Origin of the sequence: Thalassospira sp. CH_XMU1448-2 (assembly GCF_037027285.1) — a bacterium.
GTDB classification, from domain to species: domain Bacteria; phylum Pseudomonadota; class Alphaproteobacteria; order Rhodospirillales; family Thalassospiraceae; genus Thalassospira; species Thalassospira profundimaris_C.
In genome coordinates, this window is the sequence record NZ_JAYMEA010000001.1 from 124,758 (window position 1) to 148,896 (window position 24,139).

Sequence of the window (24,139 nt, forward strand, 5' to 3'; positions counted from 1 at the left end):
GGGTGAGGTTCCCCCCACCCGGAACAGGGTCAGCCCGCGCGCAGTTGCGACAGGAAGTCCGATACCGTGCCTTGAAGGGTGTCGATCTGTTTGGCAAGGGCCGCGACCGTTGTATCAAGTTCCCCCGCGGCAGCGCCGCTTTCGGTGGCTGCTTCGTGGATTTCATCGATATTGGCGACGACTTCGGTCGATCCCGACGACGCACTGGTCGCACTGTTGGCAATTTCGTTTACGGCCGAGTTTTGCTCGTTCACGGCCGATGAAATGCCATTGGCGATTTCGCTGATCGACGAGATCGTCTGGGTCACTTTCTCGATCGCTTCGACTGTCACCTTGGTCTCGTCCTGAATCGCCCCGATCTGCTGGGCAATTTCATCAGTCGCCTTGGCCGTCTGGTTGGCAAGGTTTTTGACCTCTTGTGCAACCACGGCAAAGCCTTTGCCAGCCTCACCGGCACGGGCGGCCTCAATCGTTGCGTTCAATGCCAGAAGATTGGTCTGGGCAGCGATATCATTGATCAGGCTGACCACCTCGCCGATGCGTTCTGCGGCCTCGGCCAAACCACCGACCATTTCATTGGCCCGTGATGCTTCACCCACCGCCGTTTCGGCAATTGATGTTGACTCACTGACCTGCCCGCCAATCGCACTGATCGACGCAGACAGTTCTTCGGTGGCAGCAGCAACAGTTTGCACATTGCGCGCCGAATCATTGGCGGCATCGGAAACCTTCTGGCTCTGACTGACCGAATGATTGGCAGAGTCCCGCATTCTTGCGGTCGATTTCAACATGCCGCCCGTGGCTTCACGCACCGAGCTAACGATCTGGCCAATCGATTGTTCAAGTTCAACCGCCAGACGGTTGCGCTGTTCAAGACGTTCCTGTTCGGCACGTTGTTCTGCCACCGCACGGGCTTCCTCGGCCTCGTCGATTCTGGCTGCTGTTTCGCGCCAGCGCACCAGACCATTGGCAATCGAGCCGATCTCGTCCTTGCGATCGGTAAAGGAAACTTCCTGTTTGAAATCACGGTCGACAAAACGCGAAATCGTCTGGCTCAGCACCCGAAGCGGTCCAAGCTGCCAGCGCAGCAACAGGAACAGCAGCCCAGCCGACGCAACGGCAACAATCAGTCCGACCACAGCGATACGAAAGACGATCTCATCTGATACTGCGGCAACGTCTGCCTTCTTGATGCCGACATAGAGGATACCCAGAACATCGCCCGCCGGTGTCATGATCGGGCTGTATTGCGTGATATATTCAGTGCCCAGAATAAGGGCCTCACCGCGAAATGTTTTACCCGACATGATCGGCTGATAGGCAGCACTGCCCTTGCCAAGCATGGTACCAACTGCACGGTTGCCGTCGGGTTTGATGATATTGGTGGAAACACGAACAAAATCCTGTTCGGCCGGGACATAGGCAAAGACCGTGGCGGTTTCGCCGGTTGCCGTCCCGATACGATCAATCAGTTCATGGGATGACAGATCGGGAATTTCGCTCATCACCAGATTGGATGTTTCACCATCCTTGCTGATCGTCATCCTGAAATCAGGATTTGCATCCTGAAGCAACATCGCGGCAATCCGCAGATTAAGCTTCTGTGATGACACACTGTCTGCCGACACCTTCTGATCGACCCTTTGCATGATCAGAACACCGAGCAAAATGATCCCGCCCATAAGGATGAGAACAGCGGCAAGCGCAACTTTCAGGATAAGACTTTTGGACATGCTTTCTCACTTTTCACCATCACCGGTAAAATGAGGCATGCCAGTGAATGGTTTATTGTTCACATTTCTCGAAGGTCTTGGCGCCGGGATTTGAATCCTTATAAAAATTAAAATAACACAATTAATCTTTACGTATAAATAATTATACGTTTGAATAGTTTACCACAATCAGCCATCAGCCCAAACCGCTCGCAGACAGCTTGACGCAAGCAAGGCGTGACAAACGTCGCAGCCCCCGGGCCACGCGTTTTAAGATGTATGGGAATGGTCGCGGATATGTCCGCCGTCAGTAATCGACCTTGACGAAATACAGGCCATCGGCCGGTGCGGTCGGGCCGCCTGCCCGGCGATCACAGGCCTCAAGGGCGGTTTTGACGTCAATCGGCTTCCAGGCACCCTTGCCAACCAGCACAAGGGTCCCGACCATATTGCGGACCTGATGATGCAGGAAGGACCGGCTTTCGGTATAGACCCGGATTTCAAGCGGATTTTCTTCACTGCGTTTGATTTCAAGTTTCTCAAGCGTCTTGATCGGGCTTTTGGCCTGACATTCGGTGGCCCGGAATGTGGTGAAATCAAACGTACCGATCAAATGCCGGGCCGCTTCATTCATCGCATCAATATCAAGAGGTTTGTAAATCCCCCATGCCAGCCCCGCCTCGAAGGTCAGCGGCGCACGGCGATTGATGATGCGATACATGTAGTAACGTTTCTTGGATGAAAACCGCGCATGGAAGTCTTCTGTGACTTCCTCGCATTCCTTGATCGCAACCGGATCAGGTTTGAGGTGATGGTTGATCGCATTCATCACCGCTTCAGCCGGATAGTATTTTGGCAGGTCAAAATGCACGACCTGACCCAGCGCATGCACCCCGGCATCGGTACGGCCCGAAACATAAACGCGCACGAACGTACCGGCGAATTTTTCGATTGCGGCCTCGAAAACCCGCTGAACCGAAATCACTTCGTCCTGGTATTGCCAACCGTGATAAGGGCGGCCGTCATATTCGACGGTACATTTATAGCGCTGCATGGGCTGCTTTATAGCTGGGCTTGGAAACGAAAACGAGGGGCAAAAATGCCCCTCGCTTCCCCATCCGCAATCTCTTGCGGAAAACTTACTTCACGCCGTCGCGGTCAAAACCAAGACGCAGACGAAGGGCGTTCAGTTTGATGAAGCCTTCTGCATCGCGCTGGTTATAGACGGTGTCGGCTTCGAACGTGACATGCTCTTCGGAGTAGATCGAGTTCGGCGACTTGCGACCCGTGACGGTGACGTTGCCCTTGTAAAGATCAAGGCGAACAACGCCGTTCACGGTACGCTGGGTTTCGTCGATCAGGCGCTGCAGGGCCTGACGTTCCGGCGACCACCAGTAACCGTTATAGATCATCTCGGCATAACGCGGCATCAGCTCGTCCTTGAGGTGACCGGCGTTACGATCAAGGGTGATGCTTTCCATGGCACGGTGTGCAACCGACAGGATGGTGCCGCCCGGGGTTTCGTAAACGCCGCGCGACTTCATGCCGACATAACGGTTTTCGACCAGATCCAAACGACCGATGCCGTTCTTGCCGGCAACTTCGTTCAGTTTGGTCAGAAGGGTTGCCGGGCTCATGCGTTCGCCATTGACCGCAACCGGGTTACCCTGTTCGAACTCGATTTCGATCGTGGTGATCGCATCGGGGGCGTTCTGCGGGGAAACGGTGCGCTCGAACATGCCTTCGTTCGGCTTGACCCACGGATCTTCCAGTGCCTTGCCTTCGTACGAGATGTGCAGAAGGTTGGCATCGGTTGAATAGGGCGGCTCGTCACCACCAAGCTTGTCGGCCGAAATCGGAATCTGGTGTTCGCGGGCAAAGTTCAGAAGAGCCGTACGCGAATTCAGGTTCCATTCACGCCAGGGCGCGATGACCTTTACATTCGGCTTAAGGGCATAATAGCCAAGTTCGAAACGAACCTGGTCGTTGCCTTTGCCGGTTGCGCCGTGGGAAACGGCGTCAGCACCGACTTCCTCGGCGATTTCGATCTGGCGCTTGGCAATCAGCGGACGCGCGATCGAGGTGCCGAGCAGGTAAACGCCTTCATAAAGAGCGTTGGCGCGGAACATCGGGAAGACGTAATCGCGGACAAATTCTTCGCGCAGATCTTCGATGAAGATCTGTTTTACGCCGAACATCTCAGCCTTTTTACGGGCCGGTTCCAGCTCTTCGCCCTGGCCGAGATCGGCGGTGAAGGTCACGACTTCGCAGTTATACTGCTCGCGAAGCCATTTCAGGATGATCGAGGTATCAAGCCCGCCTGAATAGGCAAGCACCACCTTTTTGACCTGATCGCTCATTGGAGTGACGCCTTTCGTTTATCGATACAGTTCAGGAAGGGACGCATTTTCGCGACGCTTCCTGTCATAGACGCAATCCACTGATTGCGTCGGGCCCCGAATCGCCTGTTGGGCGCTCCGACGGCTCTTTATGCAAAATGTCGTACATCTTGCATAAAGAGCCCTAGACCCAGAGCGCGGAGTATAGGAAAACACTACTAGGGGGCAAGACCCAAGATGGGGTTGATGTCAAAAAGGCACAAAAACCCGTAAATTTTCGCCCCGCTTTTGGAAAAAACCGCTCCGAATGCTCAAAGCTACCGAAGAAACAGAAATCGACCTGCCCAAAATCGGCCCGCTTCCGGTCCGGTTGCGCCCGAGTGCGCGCGCATCGCGACTCAAGCTGCGCATTGATCCGGCCTTTGACGGGGTCGAGATCGTTGTCCCAAATGGCGTATCGCGCAAAACCGCGATTTCCATGCTTAATCAGCATGGCGACTGGGTAACCGCCCATATTCAGCGCCTGCCCGAACGGGTGCAATTTGCGCCCGGTGCGTGGATTCCCTTCCTCGGTCATGATCATGCCATCCGCACCGTTCCCGACGCCAAACGCGGAGTCTGGGCCGAGGCCGGAGTGATCTGGGTATCGGGTTTGCCCGAACATACCAACCGGCGCGTGACCGACTGGCTCAAGAAGCAGGCGAAACTTGAAATCGCGCCACGTGCCCATGCCTATGCCGAGAAAATCGGCAAGAAAATCACCCGCATATCGCTTAAGGACACCCGCACCCGCTGGGGCAGCTGTTCGTCGAACGGTACGCTGTCCTTTAGCTGGCGACTCGTACTCGCACCGGAAGATGTGCTTGATTACGTGGTTGCCCACGAGGTCGCCCATCTTCAGGAACTGAACCATTCGGCACGGTTCTGGGCCGTGGTCGAAGACCTGTATGGCCCGTCCAAGAAACAGCAGCACTGGCTGAAACGCAACGGCTCCGGCCTGCATCGCTATGGCGCGGGCAGCTAGAGTGCGGTGTGGGACAATGGTGTTACCGGCAAACATGGCGCCCCCGCAGAACACGAAAGACACGACAAACACGACGAACACTGCGAACACGGCACACAGCATCCCGGCCGCCAAACGGATCACCGATCACCGTCGCAGATGACGGTTGCACAAGACCGCACCTGTTACCTGCAATAGACGCCAAGTTACGACGCCTGAAACACCCCAAAACGCCGCAAAGGCCTGCAACAACACAGTTTATGGAGCCCCAGCCATGCTGATCCCGATTGAAACACTGGCGATTTTCATTCCGACCGCGCTGGCGCTGAACATGACGCCGGGCAATGACATGCTGTTTTGTCTGGGTCAGGGCATCAAATCCGGGCCAAAGGCCGGGAATGCTGCGAGTTTCGGGATTGCCACCGGGGCGATGATCCATACCCTTCTGGCCGGATTGGGTCTGGCTGCCCTTGTCGCGGCCCATCCGGTCGCACTGGAGGTTTTGCGCTGGGCGGGGATTGCCTATCTGGTGTGGCTGGCAATCGGGGCCTTCCGGTCAAGGGATCAACAGCTTGATCCGGCAGAAACCAAACGTTCCAGCGCCTTTTCGGCATGGCGTGACGGGATTGTGGTGAATTTGCTGAACCCGAAAATCATTGTGTTTGTGCTGGCCTTCATTCCGCAATTTGTTGATGCGTCACGCGGATCGGTATTGGTGCAGTTCGTGATTTTCGGCCTGATCCTCAATATTGGCGGGACGATCATTAATTGTCTGGTTGGCAGTTTTGCCGGGCAGCTTGGACAGGTTTTTTCACGCTCTGCCCGGATCGCACGCGGCTTCCAGATTTTTACCGGCTGCGTGTTTCTCGGCCTTGCCGCCAAGCTGGCCTTTGACAGGAAATAGTGAATAATTCGATCCATTATTAGTTTGAAACTAATAATAACCCGGCCCGTCCCCTGACAACCTCCTGACAACGTTGTTGAGGGTCATCCAACAGCTGTAAACATTTCTTTACAGCTAGACCACACAGCCACTTTCGCGCAGACGGGGCAGTTCGGCGCGCAGGAAACCAAGGAAGCTTTTTTCCACCGCACTGAGTTCACGGGTGGCCGTAAAAAGCGCAACATCCCATTCAATGGCCGGGGTGAGCGTGCGGGCAACGACCTTGCCGTGATCGACCAGAAGGGCGGCAAAGGGATCGCTGACCGCGATGCCGACATTGCGTTCAACCAGACGCGAAATGGTTCTGATGGTGCGGCCTTCCACAAGACATTTTATCACGCACAGAGCTGTTATACAGTTCTTCTAAATTTGTGATACTTTACTTTTTAGGTGTTATGCAGTGGCCATAAGAGAAATCATCTGAACTACCGTCAGCACGAACTATACAAAAGCATGGCGTTCCATACTGAGACTTCATGACTTGAAAATAGTCTACACCGCTTCCGACCTTATCTTTATGCTCTGTATGCAATTGCAATAATGCCTCTAAGTGAACTGCATCAGCATTAGAAACTTTTTCACCCACTTCATATCTCTGAAGCATTTCTTTAAAGAAAGATTTTGCATCACTCTTACTATTAAACTCTATTGTCGATAATATAAGTGATTTTCTCACCCCCATCTTCATCTACCCCCGAATATGAAATTGGGTCTCAAACACCAAAATTGAGCTTTCATCATTATCTACCATACTATTTATTACGGCAGGGTCGATTTTCACTGATCTCTTTTCGACATCTACATCCAGAAATTCTGAGTAATCATCTAACAACAAATTAGCCAGATGATTGTTGATCCCGCAGTTAATCAGTGCAATCTTAAATCTATCATTTGTTCCATACTTAATTTTTAAGTACATATCTTCATCAACCAATTCCAAGTCATGGAACACTTCGATGAACTTGATAAGTAGGTTATCAACAAAGTCTTGTTCTTCTTTAATACGGACTACAGCTAAATTAACACGCTCTGCTCGGGTTTTTTCCCGAATGTTCACATACCAATTATTATGCCCTCCTTCTTCTCGCGCAAAATCTCCCCATTTATGAACAAATACTGTCGGATTCTCCAAGCCATCCCAATGACGCAATACATGAGATATCATCTCAGAGTATGAAGTATTCTGCATCCTCCACGCGAGGTACATTGAATAGAAATTTTGTGCCTGCAGGTTTTTGAGGCGCTCTAATTTTTTTTCATTATCACCATCTTTGAGGTGATTGATAAAAACATATACTATATTTCTTAGAAGCTCTCGTTCTGACGAAATTGAACCTAAAGGGATTCCACTAACCTTTTGGTCCATCTCATGTTCGAATCTTAAGATATCAATCTCAGTCACATTGTGCACAAAACAAAGCCGGCCTATTTGACTGGTCGCATAGCTTACATTTTCTCCGGTTATGCCTGGAGAGAGGTTTTCCAAGACCTGGTCTGCTTCTTGCTTAGCAACCAGATCAGCATCGCCCTTCAACTCAGTATTTTCGAGCAGAACATTTTCAGTGTTATCTTTGATTTTCCTGTCAACTTTTGACCGCGTCGTCAGGAAGTTCTCCAGATTTGCCTTCGGATCACAATCATGACTTCCAACAACAAATACAGATGGCTCGAGCTTGCTTGGGGAGCCATTCTTAGAATTGAAAATCTCGCTAAATCGACACACCCGACCAACTAAGTTCTGAAACTGTGACGGAGAGAGATTTCCCCTGCCTTTTTTCATCTCAATCAGAAACAACTTCTCAGCAGGAATATTTACACCTTCGAGCAATGTTGAACTTGTTACGATATGGCTGACTTCTTCGACTTCAGAGAATATATGTTCGACATATAGCTTGACGATATCAGGCAATGATCCGTGATGATAAACAAGCCCCTTTTTAAGGCATTGTATTAACCTAAAATCTTCATGGATGAACTGCCCAAGCTCTCCACATATAACTTCCAATTCGGCGCTTTGAACGTCCTCTCGATGCTGCATTAGCTGAGATATAAAACGCTCAATCTTCGGGGGAGAGTTCAAATAAATTATGTTCTTTCTTGCGCTTTGGCTGTTCAGAAATTGATACCTATCTGCGTAAAGCCTACCCTCAACATCCGAAAATTCATTGAAAAACTGATCGTAGTACCGCAGTCTTTTTAATGCTCCATCTGCCTCACGAAAATCTATGAGATAATATCTTTCAGATTTTAAACGCTCATCAACCACATGCGGCCTAATTTCTTGCTCCATGTACCTAGTTGACAGGTTATCCGTATTCACCAAAAACGGAGTCAGAAACTTATAAGCAACGCTGTCATCACGGCGATTCAGCAAGATAATTGCTTGAGCCAACAGCGTACTTCTCTGATCTCTCTCAAGAAGGTTATGGGCCTCATCAACAAAGACATACTTGAAGGATAATTGCATATCTCCCTGCAAAAGCCGAAGAAGTCGCTCCTGCGTCAACACCGCAATGAACGGCCTGCCATCGTCAACATACATATCGGGATGAGTAATAATTCTACGGTCATCGTCAGCATACAACGCCTTCAACAGTCGTTGCTTTGATTGCGCCAACAGCGCCTTGGTCGGCACAATCAGACAAATATTATATTCGCGATTATCTCTACAAAAAGACGAGTAGAGCTCTGATTTCCCGTATGAAGTTGGCGCGACGACAGCAACAGTCTGATTTGTATGCTCAGAAAAATTTATTGCAAGTTCTTGTTGAGAATATGTCAAGTAATTACCATTCTCATTGTAGAACTCAAGAAGGGATGAGTTAATCACAGAAAAAAAACTATCACCCACATCTTCTGTATATAGAAGTTTTTTTTCTTCAATTATTTTTGAAATTGGGGCATATCCAGCATTTATAGCAATGTCGTACAACGGCTTATAGTCATTAAACTTATTGCTATAAAATAAGACAATGCGATACCCTAAACGCTTAATCACATCATCGCTATCATTCAGAAATAATACTGCAATCCGCAAAATAGCCTCTCGCTCATTGCGGTTCATTTCTGAATTACTGACCAATTTTATATATAATTCAAACAGATTTCTCGAGTTACGAAGCTTCCGAAGAGTTAGATCGCTCATGCGGCTTCACTCCGCAAAAATTGCTCCACAGCCTCATAAGTCTCTTTTTGAATAGAAAAAACGATTAACCCCTTAAATATTCTTTCACATTCAATTCCAACCTTTACTTCTTCAACATCACTTATATCAATTTTATCATTAGAGCCCCCATACAACACAGATGTCAAAATAATATTGAAATTTTTCGAATCAATTAACCCATCTTGGGCCATAACAAAACAATTACTAAGAATATTTTCTATTTCATCTCTTACGCTACTTTCACGAATTGAAATCAAAGCACCATTTATTGCATTATCCCATATGTGAAAATCACCCCCATTTATTTGCGATACGATACTTCTTTTTGCTAAATGCAATAGACTATTATTCTTTTCTTTTGCAGTATTCTTAGATTTATGACCCGATTTCACCTCTGTCAGCCAAATCTCCATTGTGTTCGAACAATGAAAAACAATATCGAATGCCTTCTTGATGGAACTTTCTTCCATATTAAAAAATGGACTTACCGGGGAAAAATTGGCCACGAGGTGCCTAATCAAGACATGAGTCAATAGTTCGGCGATCATGCCCTTTTTTGTATCATCGGTCTTTGAATTGTAGCGGCGCAAAAACTCTTTAAGAGTGCGATCATAACTGTTGGCAGGAAGTTGCTTATCAGCCTTTGCCAACCCACGGCAGATACTAACGAGTTTCGCACGAATTTCTGCTTTGAGAGCGTTTGATAGAGACTCTATATGGCAAACGTAAACACTATCGTCTTCACACCTCTGCAATTTTACAGTCCCAAATAAAGTAGTCTCAACCGTCACCTCTGCCCCCATCCTGATCCTCACCGCTGCACACACTATGCGGGTGACGATTTACAGTATCAACACCTATATTTGATTTAAATTTATCTAATATATTGGTGTAATGCGTTACTTCCATTCCTTGAGCAATCAAATGCGGGAAACAACAAATCACATCATTAGAGGCCTACGACTTCATCAACCGATGATGGTAGAAGCAATCGATGACAAAGCGCCTCAATCCTAGACCACACAGCCGCTTTCGCGCAGGCGGGGCAGTTCGGCGCGCAGGAAACCAAGGAAGCTTTTTTCCACTGCACTGAGCTCACGGGTAGAGGTAAAAAGCGCAACATCCCATTCAATGGCCGGGGTGAGTGTGCGGGCAACGACCTTGCCGTGATCGACCAGAAGGGCGGCAAAGGGATCACTGACGGCAATGCCGACATTGCGTTCGACCAGACGCGAGACGGTGCGGATCGTGCGGCCCTCGACCGCGATCTTGCGTGGCCAGCCGGCAATCTGGAAAATATAGTCGATCTTGGTGCGCAGCGGCGAACCGATGGAAAGCTCGACAAAGTTTTCGCCGCGCAAAAGATCAATATCAATCGTTTCAAACCCGGCCAGACGATGATCGACCGGCATCAGACAAACCGCGCGTGATTGCGCAAGCGGCGTGACCAGAACATTAGGGTCCTGCAGATCAAGGGTGATGCCGATCCCCAGATCGCATTCGCGCGTCGAGATCATATCGAGCATCCCTTCAAGACCGGTATCGGTGATGCTGATCGAGACTTTGGGGTGGGCCTGTTTGAATTTGGCCACCACATCGATCAGATAGGTGTCCACATAGATCGGCTGGGCCGCAATCCGGATCGAGCCCAACTGATCATTGGCAATGGCGCGGGCCTGGGTTTCGACTTCGCGAAAGGCATTAAGCGAGCGCAATACGGTCGCATGGAATTGCTGGGCCTCGGTCGTGGCGGTCAACTGGTTGCGCTTGCGGTTAAACAGAACAAATCCGACGGATTTTTCAAAATTGTTGAGCAAACGGCTGACCATCGGCTGACTGATATTCATCGCCCGGGCTGCCTTGGTGACAGAACCATAGGTCATAAAAGCATTGAAGCTTTCAAGTTCACGCAGGTTCATAATCGCAACTCCGATCATCTGGTTGGCAGCACAACGCCGCTGCAAACAATGCCACAGGCATCGGCTAAGGGTCGGGAACCACGGAACTTTTCCCGATTGAGACAAGCCCGAAAGCATTCCGGCCCCCGCAAAAGCCCACCACAAATGGCGGCTTGAGGCGGAGAACACCCGATACAGCCGCCGTCCATAAAGGGGGCGAACTGCCCGGACGCTTTCAGTATGTAAATTAGTTATACTGAAATTAATTTTTTGCGTCACCAGTTATAGTTTGTCTATGGATAATGGATACAAAAACAAAAGACAGAGCTCCGGCAATCCTGCCACCACTATCCAGGGAGACATGAAAATGTTTCGACAGCTCAAAAAAGCCGCCGGCCTAGCCGCCGCCATCCTTGCGACGACCACCATGATTTCGACTGCCCAGGCTGATGCCTATCCTGAAAAAGCCATCACCCTTGTTGTGCCTTATGGTGCAGGTGGTGCATCGGATCTAGCCGGCCGTGCGCTTGCAGAAACCGCACGCAATTACACCGACGGCCAGCCGGTTGTTGTTGTTAACAAAACCGGCAACGGCGGCATGAGCGGTGCAAAATTTGTCACCGAACAGAAGCCGGACGGTTACACCCTTTTGCTGTCGCGCGTTGGCATGGCCCTGTATCCGGCCGTTTATGCTGACAGCCCGGTTGGCTGGGACGCTTACACCTTCCTGGGTATTCTTGAATCCACCCCGATGATTCTGGCTGTGAATGCCAATTCCGACATCAAGACCATTGATGACCTGATTGCCAAAATCAAGGACAGCAATGGCGCGACCACCTATGCCGCATCCGGCCCCACCGCGATTGACGGCTTCTCTGTTCAGGCACTTCTGTCTGACGTTGGTCTTGACCCGCTGACCGCTTCCACCCTCGTGCCATACAAAGGCGGCTCTGCTTTGGCCGCTGCCCTTCTTGGCGGTCATGTTGACTTCCTCGCAATTGCTGCCGGCTCCCTGATGCCCCATATCGAAGCCGGTAAAATGCGTCCGCTGATGGTTTATTCGCCGAAACGCATGGCAGCCCTTCCCGATGTCCCGACCGCCAAAGAACTGGGTTACACCCAGGCTGGCCAGGTTGGCGGCTGGAGCGGTCTGTACGCACCGAAAGACCTGCCTGCAGACGTCGTTGCAAAATGGACCGAAATCCTCGGCAAAGTTGCGACCGACGCACAGTGGCTTGATCTTGCTGCGAAACGCGGTTCGACCTCGGTTATTGGCGATGAAGATCCGTCTGCTTATGTCAAAAGCCAGTTCGAGCTTTACAACGGCATGGCCAAGAAGTTCGGCTACATCCAGTAAGGCGTTTTCGAACGTCCTTTGATCCAAGACTTTAATGCGAGACGGAACCATGAACCAAAATCGCGATTTCTATGCAGGGCTGCTTGCCACGGCATTCTTTGCCATCGTCCTGTTCGTTCTGATCCCGATCTATGTGAAGGTTCCGTCTTTCATTCCGGGCTTTGCCCCGCCGCCTGACATGTGGCCGCGCGTGGTGGCCATTATCGGCCTTGTCATGGGCATTCTGGCGGTTGTTCTGACCTTTCCGAAAATGCGCGAAGCCAGCCGCCAGCAGGTCACCGGCCTTGGCAGCCGGATCATCAGCCACAAGACACTGATTGCGCGCTTCGTTGCGGTCCTGATCGTGTTTGCCGCCTTTGTCTTTGGCATGCCGATGGTCGGTTTTGTCCCGGCAACCATTCTGATGCTGGGCGTGCTGTTTGTCATGACCGGCAATTTTGACCGCAAATTCTGGATGATCGGGCTGGCCCTTGTTTTCCCGGTTTTGCTTTATCTGCTGTTTACCGAAGTCACCCATACGCCCTTCCCCGAAGGCATGCTGTTTTCCGGCCGTCTTTCCGGCAGCCTTTCTGACCTCGTAACCCTGATCTGATCGAAAGCCCCATCGTTATGTGGAATGAATTGCTTTATGCCTTCGACGCGGTCGCGACCCTTCCGAACTTTCTGGCGATGTTTGCCGGAATCTGGGCTGGCGTGATCATTGGTGCCATTCCGGGCATGACCGGTACGATGGCCGTGACCCTTGCGCTGCCCTTTACGTTCTATCTGCCGCCCGTCACCAGTATTCTTCTTCTGGTTGCGCTCTATAAAGGGTCGACCTATGGCGGGTCGATTTCCGCCATCCTGATCAAGACGCCGGGCACCGCGTCCGCGGCCTGTACGGTTCTTGACGGCTATCCTTTGGCCCGCGCGGGCAAGGGTGGCAAGGCGCTGAACATGGCGCTGATTTCAAGCTGCATTGGCGATTTCATTTCCAACATTTCGCTGTTCTTCCTGGCCATTCCGCTGGCGGCATTTGCGCTGCGCATTGGCCCGCCGGAATTCTTCATGCTGATGGCATTTTCGCTGACGATTGTTGCGAGTATTTCCGGTCGTTCGCTTGTTCTCGGGATTATTTCCGCCTGCCTTGGTCTTTTGCTGGCAACCGTGGGCGAGGATATTTACGGATCCTACCGGTTTGCGCTGTCTGAAGACATGAAATCGGGTCTTGGCATGGTACCGGTTCTGATCGGTCTGTTTGCCCTGCCCGAACTGATCAAGATGGTTGTCTTCCGCCCGGAAGAAAACAATGCGGCGCTTAAACTTGGTGATAACCGCCTGACCCTTTCGGAATTCCGCGGATCAATCAAATCGATCTGCCGCGGGTCGCTGATCGGTGTTGTTCTGGGCGCCATTCCCGGTATCGGTCCGTCAACGGCTGCGTTCTTCTCCTATAGCGAGGCCCGCCGGACTTCAAAGAATGGCGACAAGTTCGGCGAAGGTGAGCTTGAAGGTGTTGCAGCATCGGAATCGGCCAATAACGGTGCGTGCGGTGCGACCATGATCCCGCTGATGGCGCTGGGTGTACCGGGTGATGTGATTACCGGTGTGATGCTGGGTGCCTTCATGATCCATGGCCTGACCCCCGGCCCGCTTCTGTTCCAGAACAATATCGGCGAGGTTTATGCGCTGTTTATCGGCATCCTGTTCAGTTCGGTCTTCCTGTTCATCGCAGGCAAGGTCACGGCAAATGCCTTTACCAAGATTTCGCGCATTCCGCAGACCCTGCTTTTGCCCTGCATCCTGATCCTGTGCGTCTATGGCATCTATTCCATCGGGGCGAGCCCGTTTGATGTCACGGTTCTTCTGGTGATGGGTGTGGTCGGCTTTTTGATGATGCTGCTCAATATCCCGGCAGCACCGTTCCTGATCGCTTTCATCCTTGGCCCGATGTTTGAAGACAATATGCGTCGTTCGCTTGCGATTTCGCGCGGTGATCTTGGCGTCTTCTTCCAGTCATGGATTTCCTGGGGCTTCTTTGTCCTGACCGTTCTGTTCGTTGTTTTGACCATTCGCCGCGAATGGAAAAAATGGCGCGAAAAGCGTGACGTTGCCAATAACGCCACGTCCGCTTCCTGATCCGAGAAACGAGAAATTTTAAAATGTCCAAAACCAATATGTCCCGCCTCCACAGTGCCATCGATATGCTTGGCAAGCTGGTCGCGTTCGACACCACGAGCAAAAACTCGAATCTCGGTCTGATCCATTTTGTCCGCGACTATCTTGCGGAATATGGCATTGAATCGACCCTGTTCCATGATGAAACCGGCGAGAAAGCCAACCTGCTGGCGACCATTGGTCCCAAAGGGGTTCCGGGCATCGCGCTTTCGGGTCATACCGATGTTGTGCCTGCCCTTGAGACCACCTGGATCAGCCCGGCATTCGAGCTGACCGAGCGTGACGGCAAGCTGTTTGGTCGCGGGGCGGCGGACATGAAGGGCTTTTCGGCCTGTGTGCTGGCCCTGATCCCCGATCTGGTCAAACGCGATCTGGCAATCCCGTTCCATCTTTGCCTGTCCTATGACGAGGAAGTCGGCTGCATCGGTGTTGGCTCGATGGTCGATCATCTCGCCGCAATGGATACCCCGCCGCGTCTCGCCGTGATTGGCGAACCGACCGACATGAAAGTCATCAATGGCCAGAAGGGCAAATATTCGATGCGTGTCGGCGTTACCGGCACCGCCGGGCACAGCTCGTTTGCGCCCAACCATGTCAATGCCATCGAATATGCGACCCGTGCGATCAACCTGATTGCTGAAAAGGCCCGCGAATTCGAAGAAAACGGCCCGTTTGACCACGATTTCACCGTGCCGCACAGCACCATGCTGACCACCACGATTGGCGGCGGCACGGCGACCAACGTCACCCCGGATTATTGTGAATTCACCTTTGAAATCCGCCATCTGCCCGAACATGACGCCGAAGCGGTGATTGCCGAAATTCGCGATACCGTGATGGCGACACTGGATGCGGAAATGAAGGCCAAAGCCCCCGAGACCGGCTTTACATGGGAAAAGATCTTTTCCTATCCGGGGATGGGTGATTGCACTGATGCCCCGGCATTTGAGCTTGTGCGCAACATCATCCCCGAAATTTCGGGCAAGGTGTCCTATGGCTCCGAAGGTGGCGTGTTTGAAAAACAGGGCAATATCCCGTCAATCATTTGCGGTCCGGGCAGCATCAAACAGGCCCATACGCCCAACGAATTTATCGAGATTTCGCAGCTCGAGGAATGTCTTTCCTTCCTTGAGGCGCTCACAGATCAGGCCGTCGCGGCCTGATACCCTCACCGCGGCGCTGCGTCACCCTCAGCGCCACTCGGCCGCTGCAAGCAAGCTGTCCACTCCAGCTTAGCGTCGCGCACCGACAGGTGAGAACTCCCTGACTGCATCTCTCCCCAAGGGATGCAGTTTATGGTCGGGCTTCTCCCCCCAGATCCGGCCCCCCGGATTTGACAGATCCCGACCAATAGCAAACCAAACTTGAAGACCGGCTCGTTCATCGATGCCGGTCTTTTTTTGTACACTTTTGATATGAACAATAAAAACTGCCCTTACTTTGTTATATCCCGTATCTCCAGTTCAAGTGATTACACAGACCTTCAAGATCTGGGAACAATGTGTGTTTATTAATTCCGTGGCGATGAAGGGATGTCAGTAGATTCTCGCGCTGTGATTCTTTTATTTCAATTTCTGTAACCGCTGATTTAATATTTCTATTGTTTTCGAGAGGAACAAATTTTTTAGATTTTTTAGAATATCCATGGCAAGTAAACCATCCATGCTGAGCAATTATTCTTGCATTATTTAGATTTGGCCTAAACACCCTTGTATTTCTGATTGTAAATGGGTCTTCTACCTCATCATCATCTGCAAGAAACTCATCGGCGTAAAGAACGTAAACATAAGTATTTCCGGGGAGTTGATCTGAGCAGGCAAACCACAATGCGGTTAATGGATTGCTAGACCAATCTAGAAGTCGTGTCTTTAGGCCAAAGTGCTGAGCTTCTACTAACCAGTCCCAATCATTATGTTTGGAACCTGAGATTAAGGATGAACCCATTCTTTTCAGCTCTTGGAGTATTTTATTTTCTGTAATTGAGCTATCTTTTTCATTATTTTTTCTTGATATGCTTGGGAGTAAATTTCCCTGATGCGCCTGCCCGCGGAAGAGAATTAATTCTGATTTGTCAGTAAGACTTTCAACCTCTGACACATACTCAGAGAAACTATTAACTTTTATTTTTTCCATAATTTGTCTCCCTAGTACAGGAAATGGGAAAAATCTTTTTTTACAAAAAAGAAGGCAGCCCCAGATTCAATCACTAGCTTAAGGTGTAACTTTATCTATTGGTTACGCAGCATAAGACGACAAGCTAACTGTTGATCTCCCCAGCGCGTCGCAAAGGTATCGGAAACAACAAACCAGCCTCCATAGTTACCGGCGCCATGATTGGCCCCCATACACGAGCATTGACACTCATGCCCTTGCGCATTCCAACATGCTGGAGCGCACTTCTCCTGCTCGCGGTAAGGTTGGATAACATAGATCTTGCCATAATCGGCAAGAGCGCGATTTACCAAATCATTGAACCACGCTTTTGGTACTTCCCAGTACTTTCCATCGGCTATCCAATTTGGGGATGTACTTTTCCCATCTTGTAGCCATAACCGATTGCTTACTGAAAAGGGTAAGCGCAAACGCAGACGCTGGCCTTTACCCCCTCGGCGCAAGATCACTGGAATTGCACCCTGATTCCAAATACTTTTGAGCCTTACTTCATCATTTTCTAAGGAAGACGACATTCAGTTGTGAACCCGTAGATATACATGAAACTTTTCCCACAAGTGCTAGAAATAGCAATCATCCAGAGTAGAAATACCCTTGATAGCAAGTACAGGTTTTATGTTTTGGGAGAGAAAATCAAATTAATTTTCTCTAAGTTGCGTGCAATTGAATTGTCGTCCCGGGCAATGCAAGTCACTGGGCCGGAATCCACAAAGGGTTAAGTCCTTGATAGGTTCCCGCCTTCGCGGGAATAACGGATGAGGTGGATTGGGCACGAGGCAGAGGGATAAATGGCGGTCACAGGCAACCTTGGGGCTGCCTGTGATTTGAGATCAGTACGATAAGGGCACGAAGCCCTTTTACGACGGACTTACTCTTTCTTGCTACTCGCACTGAAGCCCTTGGTGAAGTCACGCCAGCTTTCATCTTCGCCGACCTTTTTCGAGCGCGCCAGGGCGGCCTTGCCAAGCGATCGAACCGGGATGTTTTGATGGGCATGGAGCATGAAGTCATGCCAGAGCGTTGCGGGTAACCCGCCGCCGGTGACTTCGTCCATCGGACTGCCATTGTCATTCCCAACCCAGACGCCCGCCACCAGATCGGAGGTATAGCCGATGAACCATGCATCGCGATAATCCGACGTGGTGCCGGTTTTACCCGCAGCCGGACGGTCAATGATGGCATTGCGCCCGGTGCCCTTGGCAATCACGGCCGAAAGCATGTTGTTCATTTCACCGGCATGGAGCGGGTTCATCAGACGGCCCGGGAATTCATCGCTGCGCTGATAAAGAACTTCGCCGCCCTTGCCGATAATCTTGCTGACGGCATGCGGGAAGACAGCAAAACCGCCATTGGCAACAATGGCATAGGCCCCGGTCAGCTCAAGCATCGAGACTTCGCTGGTGCCCAGCGCCAGACTGGGTTCAGCGGTAAGCGGGGATGAAACCCCCATGTCACGCGCCTTCTGGACCACGGTGCCCAGACCGACTTCCATCGCCATCTGGACGGCAATCGAGTTGTTTGACGTTGCCACCGCATCGCGGATCGACATGGTGCCATGATGCTGGCGATCAAAGTTGCGCGGTTCCCAGCCATTGATGGTGATCGGCACATCGCGCATCCAGTCGTTCGAACCGAGACTTTTGTCGAGCCCGGCAAGATAGACAAACAGCTTGAAGACCGAACCCGGTTGACGGCGGGCCTGTGTCACACGGTTATACTGGCTTTCGAAATAGTCGCGTCCGCCGACCATGGCGCGCACCGCCCCATCGGGCGTCATTGCCAGAAGGGCACCCTGTGTCACATTTTTGGCCCGGGCCCCGTTGCTTTCAAGTGCACGTTCAAGATTGAATTCGGCGATTTCCTGAAGACGGGAATCAAGGGTGGTATGGACCAGAAGATCCTGATCGACATAGCCGACATAATCGCGCACCCGATCAAGCACCCAGTCCGAGAAATAGCGCACACCCGGCCCGGCATCGGCCTTGCGCGCGGTGCGCACACGGGTCTGTTTGGCGCGTTCGGCACGCGCATTGGTCAGGGCACCGGTCGAGGCCATTGCATCAAGCACGATATTGGCCCGTTCGGCCGATTTGACCGGATCGACCATCGGGTTATAGCGACTTGGCGCCTTTGGCAGACCGGCAAGCACAGCCGCGTCATAAAGGTTCAGACGACGCGGATCGGTCCCGAAATAATAGCGTGATGCGGCATCAATCCCGTAAAGGCCCGAGCCGAAATAGATGCGGTTAAGATAGAGCGACAGGATTTGCTGTTTGTCGAATTTGAATTCCAGCCAGATCGCCAGAAGGACTTCCTCGATCTTGCGGCCAAAGCTTTTTTCCGGCGACAGGAACAGGTTCTTTGCCAGCTGCTGGGTGATGGTGCTGCCACCTTCGGCCAGACGTCCGGAGGACAGGTTTGCCCAGGTCGCGCGCAGGATGCCGACAATATCCACGCCGAAATGGTCATAGAACCGGCGGTCCTCGATCGAGACAAAGGCCTGACCGACATAATCGGGAAGATTGCGGACCTCGACCGGGGTGCCATAACGGTTGCCATAGGTGGCAAGGGTTGCGCCATCAATGCTGATCACGCGGATCGATGGTTTGCGTTCGCTGGCAACATCAAAGCTGACCTTGTCGGGAAGGCCATAGCCGTAATAGGCGACAACACCCCCGCCCAGCACCATGACCCAGATGCTGCCCAGAACGATGAATTTTGCAATCGCCTCTGGCCCGGGGATCATATCCCCCAGACGCGCAAAAAGACTTCCCTTGCGTTTGCCTGCGCTGCTGACGCGCTTTTTCTTTGGCTTCGAACCGGTCGATCCCTTGCGAACGCTGGTTCGTCGTTTGAATTCTCTTTGGGCCACAAATGCACCTATCGGTCTGGACCGGTCATGCCATGCGAACCCGCTGAGGCGAAAGTGTTGATCCACTTTGCCAGCCCTGCGGGTGCGCCGGACATTCCGGCGTTTCTTATTTCTACCGGTAGTCCGAAATCAGACAGGCCGGTATTGTTATATGTCCCAACCGAGGAGGGAGTCCCCCGTCTCCCCGCTTTGCGACTGTTGTTTTATTTTTTGCCGTTCAAACCCTGTTTCCACAGGTCGGTTACACCATCACTGTCACGGCGACGTTGCGACGACGCACGGATCATCGAGCGGATGGGTAATCCTTCATGTGCATCAAGCATAAATAACCGCCACAAAGACGCAAGTTCTACCTCACCGCGGACATCCATGCGTTCACGTTCATCATTGCCCGCCCAGACCGTGGTGATCAGATCAGACGAGAAACCGACATACCATGCATCGGTACCGCCACCGGCCACCGTGCCATAACCGGCAAAGGGCCGGTCAAGGCGGACCTGCGGGTCGGTCACACTGGCATAGAGCACATAGGATCCCTGAATGGCCTCGTCGGTCAGGCGTTTTTCCTGTTCGGGATCAACACGCTGATAGATCGGTTGTGCCTTGGGATCATCGGTGTAGGAAACCGTGTTGATCAGGGTGATCATCGGCGGTTTTCCCGCATTCTGCGGCAAGGCATGAATGGCGGTAATGTCGCTGAGCGTGACCGGATCAAGACCGACCACGGTGCGGATATCGGTCGAAAGCGGACTTTTGATCCCGATATTATGGGCATATTGACGGACATTGAGCAGCCCGTAATGGTCAGCCAGATTGGTCGGCACCGTATTCACATCGCGGACAAAGGCCTCGCGCAGTGAAATTTGTCCCTGATATTCGTGATCGGGGTTGATCGGTCGCCAGCCCCCTACCGCCATACGGTTATCGCGCACCCATTGCGCCGGGTCGCTGTTTTCATTGAGCGCGTAGTAATATGTGGCGATCTTGATCATGCGTCCGGCCGGATGACGGACTTCGGTCACACGGTTGCGCTGAAACGGGGAATAGTCCGAACCGCCGATGAGCGCACGAATGCGGCCCTCGGGGCTTATGGACAGCAGGCCGACCTGATTGGCTCCGCGCGGTTTAAGACGCAGCTCCGAGACTTCCCGGACCACATCGCGCGCAAGGTTTTGCACCTTGAGATCAATGCTGGTGACGACATCGATATCGCGGCTGGTATAGCCGACAAGATCGGCGACTTCTTCGAGCACCATATCGACCACATAGCCCGACAGGACATTTTCCTCGATCTGGACATCGAGCTTGGGCAAGACAAGGGTCAGGGCCGAAACGCGGTTGCCCTCGATGAATTTGTATTGGGCGAGCTTGGCCAGAATTTCATTGGCCTCGGCAGCGGTTTCATGCGGATTGAACAGCGGATTGAATTTTTTCGGATCGCTGATCGCCGCAGCCAGAACGGCTGCCTGATGGAGGCTCATGCGTTCGGACGGGCTGCCATACCAGATGCGCGATGCCGCCGTGATACCGAAAATGCCGCGCCCGACATAGCTGCGTTCAAGGTAGCTGCGCAGGATGGTCTTTTTGCTAAAGCTCCATTCCAGCCAGAGTGCGACGAGCAGTTCCTGAAAATGGCGACCCGCACTGTTGGCCTTGGTTTTGAAGAAGCTGCGCGCGACCTTCATGGTGATGGTCGAGCCGGAGCCTTCCGCGCCACTGAAAATGCGGGCGAAATCCGATCCTGACACCCCGAAATGGTCATAGAAATTCGGATCAGCCGCCGCAACAAACACATTTTGCACCCGTTCGGGCAAGGTGGTCAGCGAGACATCCTGACTGTAATGGCCCTTGATGGTTTCAAGCAGCGCACCGTCATAGCCCAGAATACGGATTTCGGGGCTTCGGATCATGTTGCGGCTCAGATCAAGGCTGGACTGGATCGAATATCCAATCCCCAGAATGGCAAAGCCGGTGACCGACAGGAAAAAGGCAATCAGAAACGTTCTGCGCCGCCGGATACGTCGCCGAATGGTGCGCAGCTCGCGCTCGGCAATCCGCTTCATCGCTGTTTGTGCTGCTGATTGTCCGCCGCTTTGTTGTTCGTCGTCGTCTTCTGCCACGCCGAAATTCCGTTCATTGCCCGTGTTTTATATTGTTCCCCACCAGTAAAACGCCAAGCCGTTAAGAAAATACTTTAACCGCCGGTTTCACAGCGAATATTCGTCAAAGCGGACAGGCCCGAATACAAATGGCGGGGCAGCCGAAACTACCCCGCTTTGAACGGCGATGCTGTGATCAATGACCAGGGGAGGTTTTCGGGCCTGGCTAGCGCGCGCTCGCGCCAAAGCGTTGCCCATCGGCAAAGCCCCTGATCGGGGGCATGGCGCCGAGCATATCGGGGGCCAGATCGGCCAGACGCGGCAAATGACGGTCGCGCTCCGAAAGGACGACCTGTTGTCCGAACAATTCCCAGTCAATGCCAAGATCGGGATCATTCCAGGCAATGCCGAAATCATGTTCGGGGCTGTAATAGTTCGAGGCCTTGGTTGTGACATGGGTTTCGGGACGCAAGGTCTTGAAGCCCTGGGCAAAGCCTTCGGGGATCCAGAGCTGATACCAGTTTTCTGCACTCAGCTCGATCTTCAGATGCCGTCCAAACGTTTCTGATCGCGGGCGGATATCGACGGCAACATACAGGATTGCGCCCTGTGTCACCCGGACAAGACGGCCCTGGGCATAGGGGCTGGTCTGAAAATGCAGGCCACAAAGCGTATTGATCGGGGTGCTGATGATCTGGTTTTCCTGAACCAGATCGATCTCGCCGATCACGTCGCGGAAATCATCATTGCGAAAGGTTTCGGCAAACACGCCGCGCTTGTCCCGGTGGCGGTTGGGCACAAACAGAGCCGGTCCGTCGATATCAAATTCATCAAATTCCACAGGCATTGATCGTTACTCCTTGATCGAGATCGGAACACGGATCAGTTGACGCGGCACGCGCCAGCGGTCCTTGAAGGGTTTGGGCACCAGACGGACAAAGATCAGGCTGGCCTGATCATCGACCGTGCCAAACAGGCGGTCTGTGCTGTCATCATCAATGATCGACGGATAGGCCGAAAAGCTTTCGCCCGGTCCGGCATCGGGTTGCAGGGGCTGCTGATAGAGCAATTTCGGATCGGACCAGCGGGTCAGATCTGTCGAGGTCGAATAGAAAAATCCTGCGATATCGTCCTTGCCGGTATTGTTCTTACTGCTCTGGCGAATGCGGTGCTGATAGATCGCGATGAAGCGGTTGGAGTTTTCATCGCGGACCAGACCGCGAATGGATGACACCCCCTTGGGCCCGACGCGCGCGCAGTCGGTTTGGCGCACCGACCAGCCCTGATCGGTCAGGGTGGCGGCCTGCTCAAACCCCGATCCGGTCCAGATATCCCATCGGCCCGGATCATTGGCCGGGGCGCGCACCAGACAGTTTCGCGAGTTTTCCCAGCTATCGGCACGTCGCCAGACAATGGCATAAAGGTAGTTCTGCCACTGAACGATATTGGTCACGGTCACATAGCTTGGCGCGCGTTTGCGATCATCGCGATAGGGCCGGGGCGGCGGAAAGGGCGCATGACGGGGCGGATCGCCAAAATAGCTGAACTTCTTGCCGCCATCGGTTGATTTCAGGGTCACCAGACCGTTGATCCAGCAATCGGTGCGCTGGGTGCGGCCTTCACACGGCATGTCATGGCGGTAGGGGATGAAGCTTGCACTGCCAAGCGCATAAACATCGCGCCCGTTGCTGGTATAGATCGCCTGAAGCCAGGTGCGATCATCAAGCAATGCCGGGTCGGCCTTGCCTGCGGCCATGAAGCGGCTGTCGCAATCGGGTTTCAGGCTGTCAAAGCCGTAACCGACAAAGGCCCGGTTTTGAAAATTCGGGGCAAACAGCACCATTTTGCCCTGATCATTGCGAAAGGCGCGGGCCGGTGAGTCAGGAAGATGATGGTTATCACAACCATCGACATCACTGTCAAACATCACGGTTTCCGGGCCCGAGACCGTGATTTCGGTATCGGCTGCGGCTGGCGTCCAGCCGGCAAGACCGCCAATCAGCAGCCCCGCGACAAAGGCCGACAGCGCGACAGATGATCTGGAATATTGAAATCCGGGCACAGCTTACCCCTTTGACAGGCCATAAAAGGACAGGGTGATAAAACAACAAGGAAAAGGGCGACGCGTAGCACTTCTGGGGCAGTGCCACGCGTCACGTCAGCATTGTCACGCCGCCTCTGCGACTTTCGGGGCCGGGAGGAAGCCCAGACAGCGTGCCATGCTGTGTTCCTTGCAAGACACATTTCGCGCATCACGGCATGACCTTGTCCCGGTCAGGAAGGATCGGGTCATTTTGGCATCTCCTGCCGGGTCGGTGAGCACCAGTTGGGGCCGGAACATACCGCACCGGGTCAGATCGCGCCGGGCCACTTGCCAGCATTTGTGCGAACCGCTTGCGCATGTATCGAATGCAGGATGCG

The 24,139-nt window shown here is 52.5% G+C and carries 21 protein-coding genes; 6 read left to right on the forward strand and 15 right to left on the reverse strand.

What is annotated here, in order from left to right:
- Positions 1-29: 29 nt before the first annotated feature.
- From WA318_RS00605 to WA318_RS00615, 3 genes are all read right to left on the reverse strand, one after another.
- Positions 30-1,733, reverse strand: coding sequence for a methyl-accepting chemotaxis protein (locus tag WA318_RS00605; RefSeq protein WP_114096178.1), 1,704 nt, complete (start codon positions 1,731-1,733; stop codon positions 30-32).
- A 286-nt stretch (positions 1,734-2,019) separates the two neighbouring features.
- The gene (gene truA / locus WA318_RS00610; protein WP_114096179.1) at positions 2,020-2,766 is read right to left on the reverse strand and encodes a tRNA pseudouridine(38-40) synthase TruA; all 747 of its coding nucleotides are present in this window, start codon (positions 2,764-2,766) and stop codon (positions 2,020-2,022) included.
- Between the two features lie 85 nt (positions 2,767-2,851).
- A complete protein-coding gene (locus tag WA318_RS00615; RefSeq protein ID WP_114096180.1) occupies positions 2,852-4,072 on the reverse strand; it encodes an argininosuccinate synthase in 1,221 nt (406 codons plus the stop codon).
- A gap of 286 nt (positions 4,073-4,358) precedes the next feature.
- Between WA318_RS00615 and WA318_RS00620 the strand changes: the two genes are divergently transcribed.
- Positions 4,359-5,075: a M48 family metallopeptidase gene (locus WA318_RS00620; RefSeq protein ID WP_336079484.1), complete on the forward strand. Its 717-nt coding sequence runs from the start codon at positions 4,359-4,361 to the stop codon at positions 5,073-5,075.
- 253 nt (positions 5,076-5,328) lie between these two features.
- On the forward strand, positions 5,329-5,958 hold the full coding sequence (locus WA318_RS00625; RefSeq protein ID WP_336079486.1) for a LysE family translocator: 630 nt from the start codon (positions 5,329-5,331) through the stop codon (positions 5,956-5,958).
- A 114-nt stretch (positions 5,959-6,072) separates the two neighbouring features.
- On the opposite strand, the gene WA318_RS00630 is transcribed toward WA318_RS00625, so the two are convergent.
- From WA318_RS00630 to WA318_RS00650, 5 genes are all read right to left on the reverse strand, one after another.
- On the reverse strand, positions 6,073-6,336 hold the full coding sequence (locus tag WA318_RS00630; RefSeq protein WP_336079488.1) for a hypothetical protein: 264 nt from the start codon (positions 6,334-6,336) through the stop codon (positions 6,073-6,075).
- Positions 6,337-6,376: 40 nt separating this feature from the next.
- Complete coding sequence (locus tag WA318_RS00635) at positions 6,377-6,673, reverse strand: DCL family protein (protein ID WP_336079489.1); 297 nt, start codon at positions 6,671-6,673, stop codon at positions 6,377-6,379.
- Positions 6,674-6,685: 12 nt separating this feature from the next.
- On the reverse strand, positions 6,686-9,142 hold the full coding sequence (locus WA318_RS00640) for a DEAD/DEAH box helicase (RefSeq protein WP_336079491.1): 2,457 nt from the start codon (positions 9,140-9,142) through the stop codon (positions 6,686-6,688).
- Positions 9,139-9,954 (reverse strand): hypothetical protein, encoded by an 816-nt coding sequence (locus WA318_RS00645; protein ID WP_336079492.1) that lies wholly within the window; start codon positions 9,952-9,954, stop codon positions 9,139-9,141. Before WA318_RS00645 ends, WA318_RS00640 begins: the two co-directional genes overlap by 4 nt.
- Positions 9,955-10,176: 222 nt before the next feature.
- Positions 10,177-11,082, reverse strand: coding sequence for a LysR family transcriptional regulator (locus tag WA318_RS00650; protein ID WP_114096826.1), 906 nt, complete (start codon positions 11,080-11,082; stop codon positions 10,177-10,179).
- A 346-nt stretch (positions 11,083-11,428) separates the two neighbouring features.
- Here WA318_RS00650 and WA318_RS00655 point away from each other — a divergent pair, with 346 nt between their 5' ends.
- Genes WA318_RS00655 through argE form a run of 4 tightly spaced genes read left to right on the forward strand, consistent with a single transcriptional unit; the run spans position 11,429 to position 15,738 of the window.
- Positions 11,429-12,418 (forward strand): Bug family tripartite tricarboxylate transporter substrate binding protein, encoded by a 990-nt coding sequence (locus WA318_RS00655; RefSeq protein WP_114096827.1) that lies wholly within the window; start codon positions 11,429-11,431, stop codon positions 12,416-12,418.
- A 49-nt stretch (positions 12,419-12,467) separates the two neighbouring features.
- On the forward strand, positions 12,468-13,010 hold the full coding sequence (locus tag WA318_RS00660) for a tripartite tricarboxylate transporter TctB family protein (RefSeq protein ID WP_114096183.1): 543 nt from the start codon (positions 12,468-12,470) through the stop codon (positions 13,008-13,010).
- Between the two features lie 17 nt (positions 13,011-13,027).
- Positions 13,028-14,536 (forward strand): tripartite tricarboxylate transporter permease, encoded by a 1,509-nt coding sequence (locus tag WA318_RS00665; RefSeq protein ID WP_114096184.1) that lies wholly within the window; start codon positions 13,028-13,030, stop codon positions 14,534-14,536.
- Between the two features lie 23 nt (positions 14,537-14,559).
- A complete protein-coding gene (gene argE, locus WA318_RS00670; RefSeq protein WP_114096185.1) occupies positions 14,560-15,738 on the forward strand; it encodes an acetylornithine deacetylase in 1,179 nt (392 codons plus the stop codon).
- A 280-nt stretch (positions 15,739-16,018) separates the two neighbouring features.
- Here argE and WA318_RS00675 read toward each other — a convergent pair whose 3' ends face one another.
- The 7 genes from WA318_RS00675 to WA318_RS00705 form a co-directional block, all read right to left on the reverse strand.
- Entirely contained in the window at positions 16,019-16,708 is a 690-nt protein-coding gene (locus WA318_RS00675) for an FRG domain-containing protein (protein ID WP_336079498.1), read from the reverse strand.
- A gap of 95 nt (positions 16,709-16,803) precedes the next feature.
- The gene (locus WA318_RS00680; protein ID WP_336079500.1) at positions 16,804-17,262 is read right to left on the reverse strand and encodes a hypothetical protein; all 459 of its coding nucleotides are present in this window, start codon (positions 17,260-17,262) and stop codon (positions 16,804-16,806) included.
- A gap of 353 nt (positions 17,263-17,615) precedes the next feature.
- Positions 17,616-19,619, reverse strand: a complete 2,004-nt coding sequence (locus WA318_RS00685; protein WP_114096187.1) for a transglycosylase domain-containing protein — start codon at positions 19,617-19,619, stop codon at positions 17,616-17,618.
- A gap of 203 nt (positions 19,620-19,822) precedes the next feature.
- Positions 19,823-21,739, reverse strand: coding sequence for a transglycosylase domain-containing protein (locus WA318_RS00690; RefSeq protein WP_114096188.1), 1,917 nt, complete (start codon positions 21,737-21,739; stop codon positions 19,823-19,825).
- A 205-nt stretch (positions 21,740-21,944) separates the two neighbouring features.
- Positions 21,945-22,565 carry a dTDP-4-dehydrorhamnose 3,5-epimerase gene (gene rfbC, locus WA318_RS00695; protein WP_336079502.1) on the reverse strand — a complete coding sequence of 207 codons (621 nt, stop codon included), beginning with the start codon at positions 22,563-22,565 and terminating at the stop codon, positions 21,945-21,947.
- A 6-nt stretch (positions 22,566-22,571) separates the two neighbouring features.
- Positions 22,572-23,780, reverse strand: coding sequence for a hypothetical protein (locus WA318_RS00700; RefSeq protein ID WP_336079503.1), 1,209 nt, complete (start codon positions 23,778-23,780; stop codon positions 22,572-22,574).
- Positions 23,781-23,885: 105 nt separating this feature from the next.
- Positions 23,886-24,011: a hypothetical protein gene (locus WA318_RS00705; protein WP_336079505.1), complete on the reverse strand. Its 126-nt coding sequence runs from the start codon at positions 24,009-24,011 to the stop codon at positions 23,886-23,888.
- Positions 24,012-24,139: the final 128 nt, after the last annotated feature.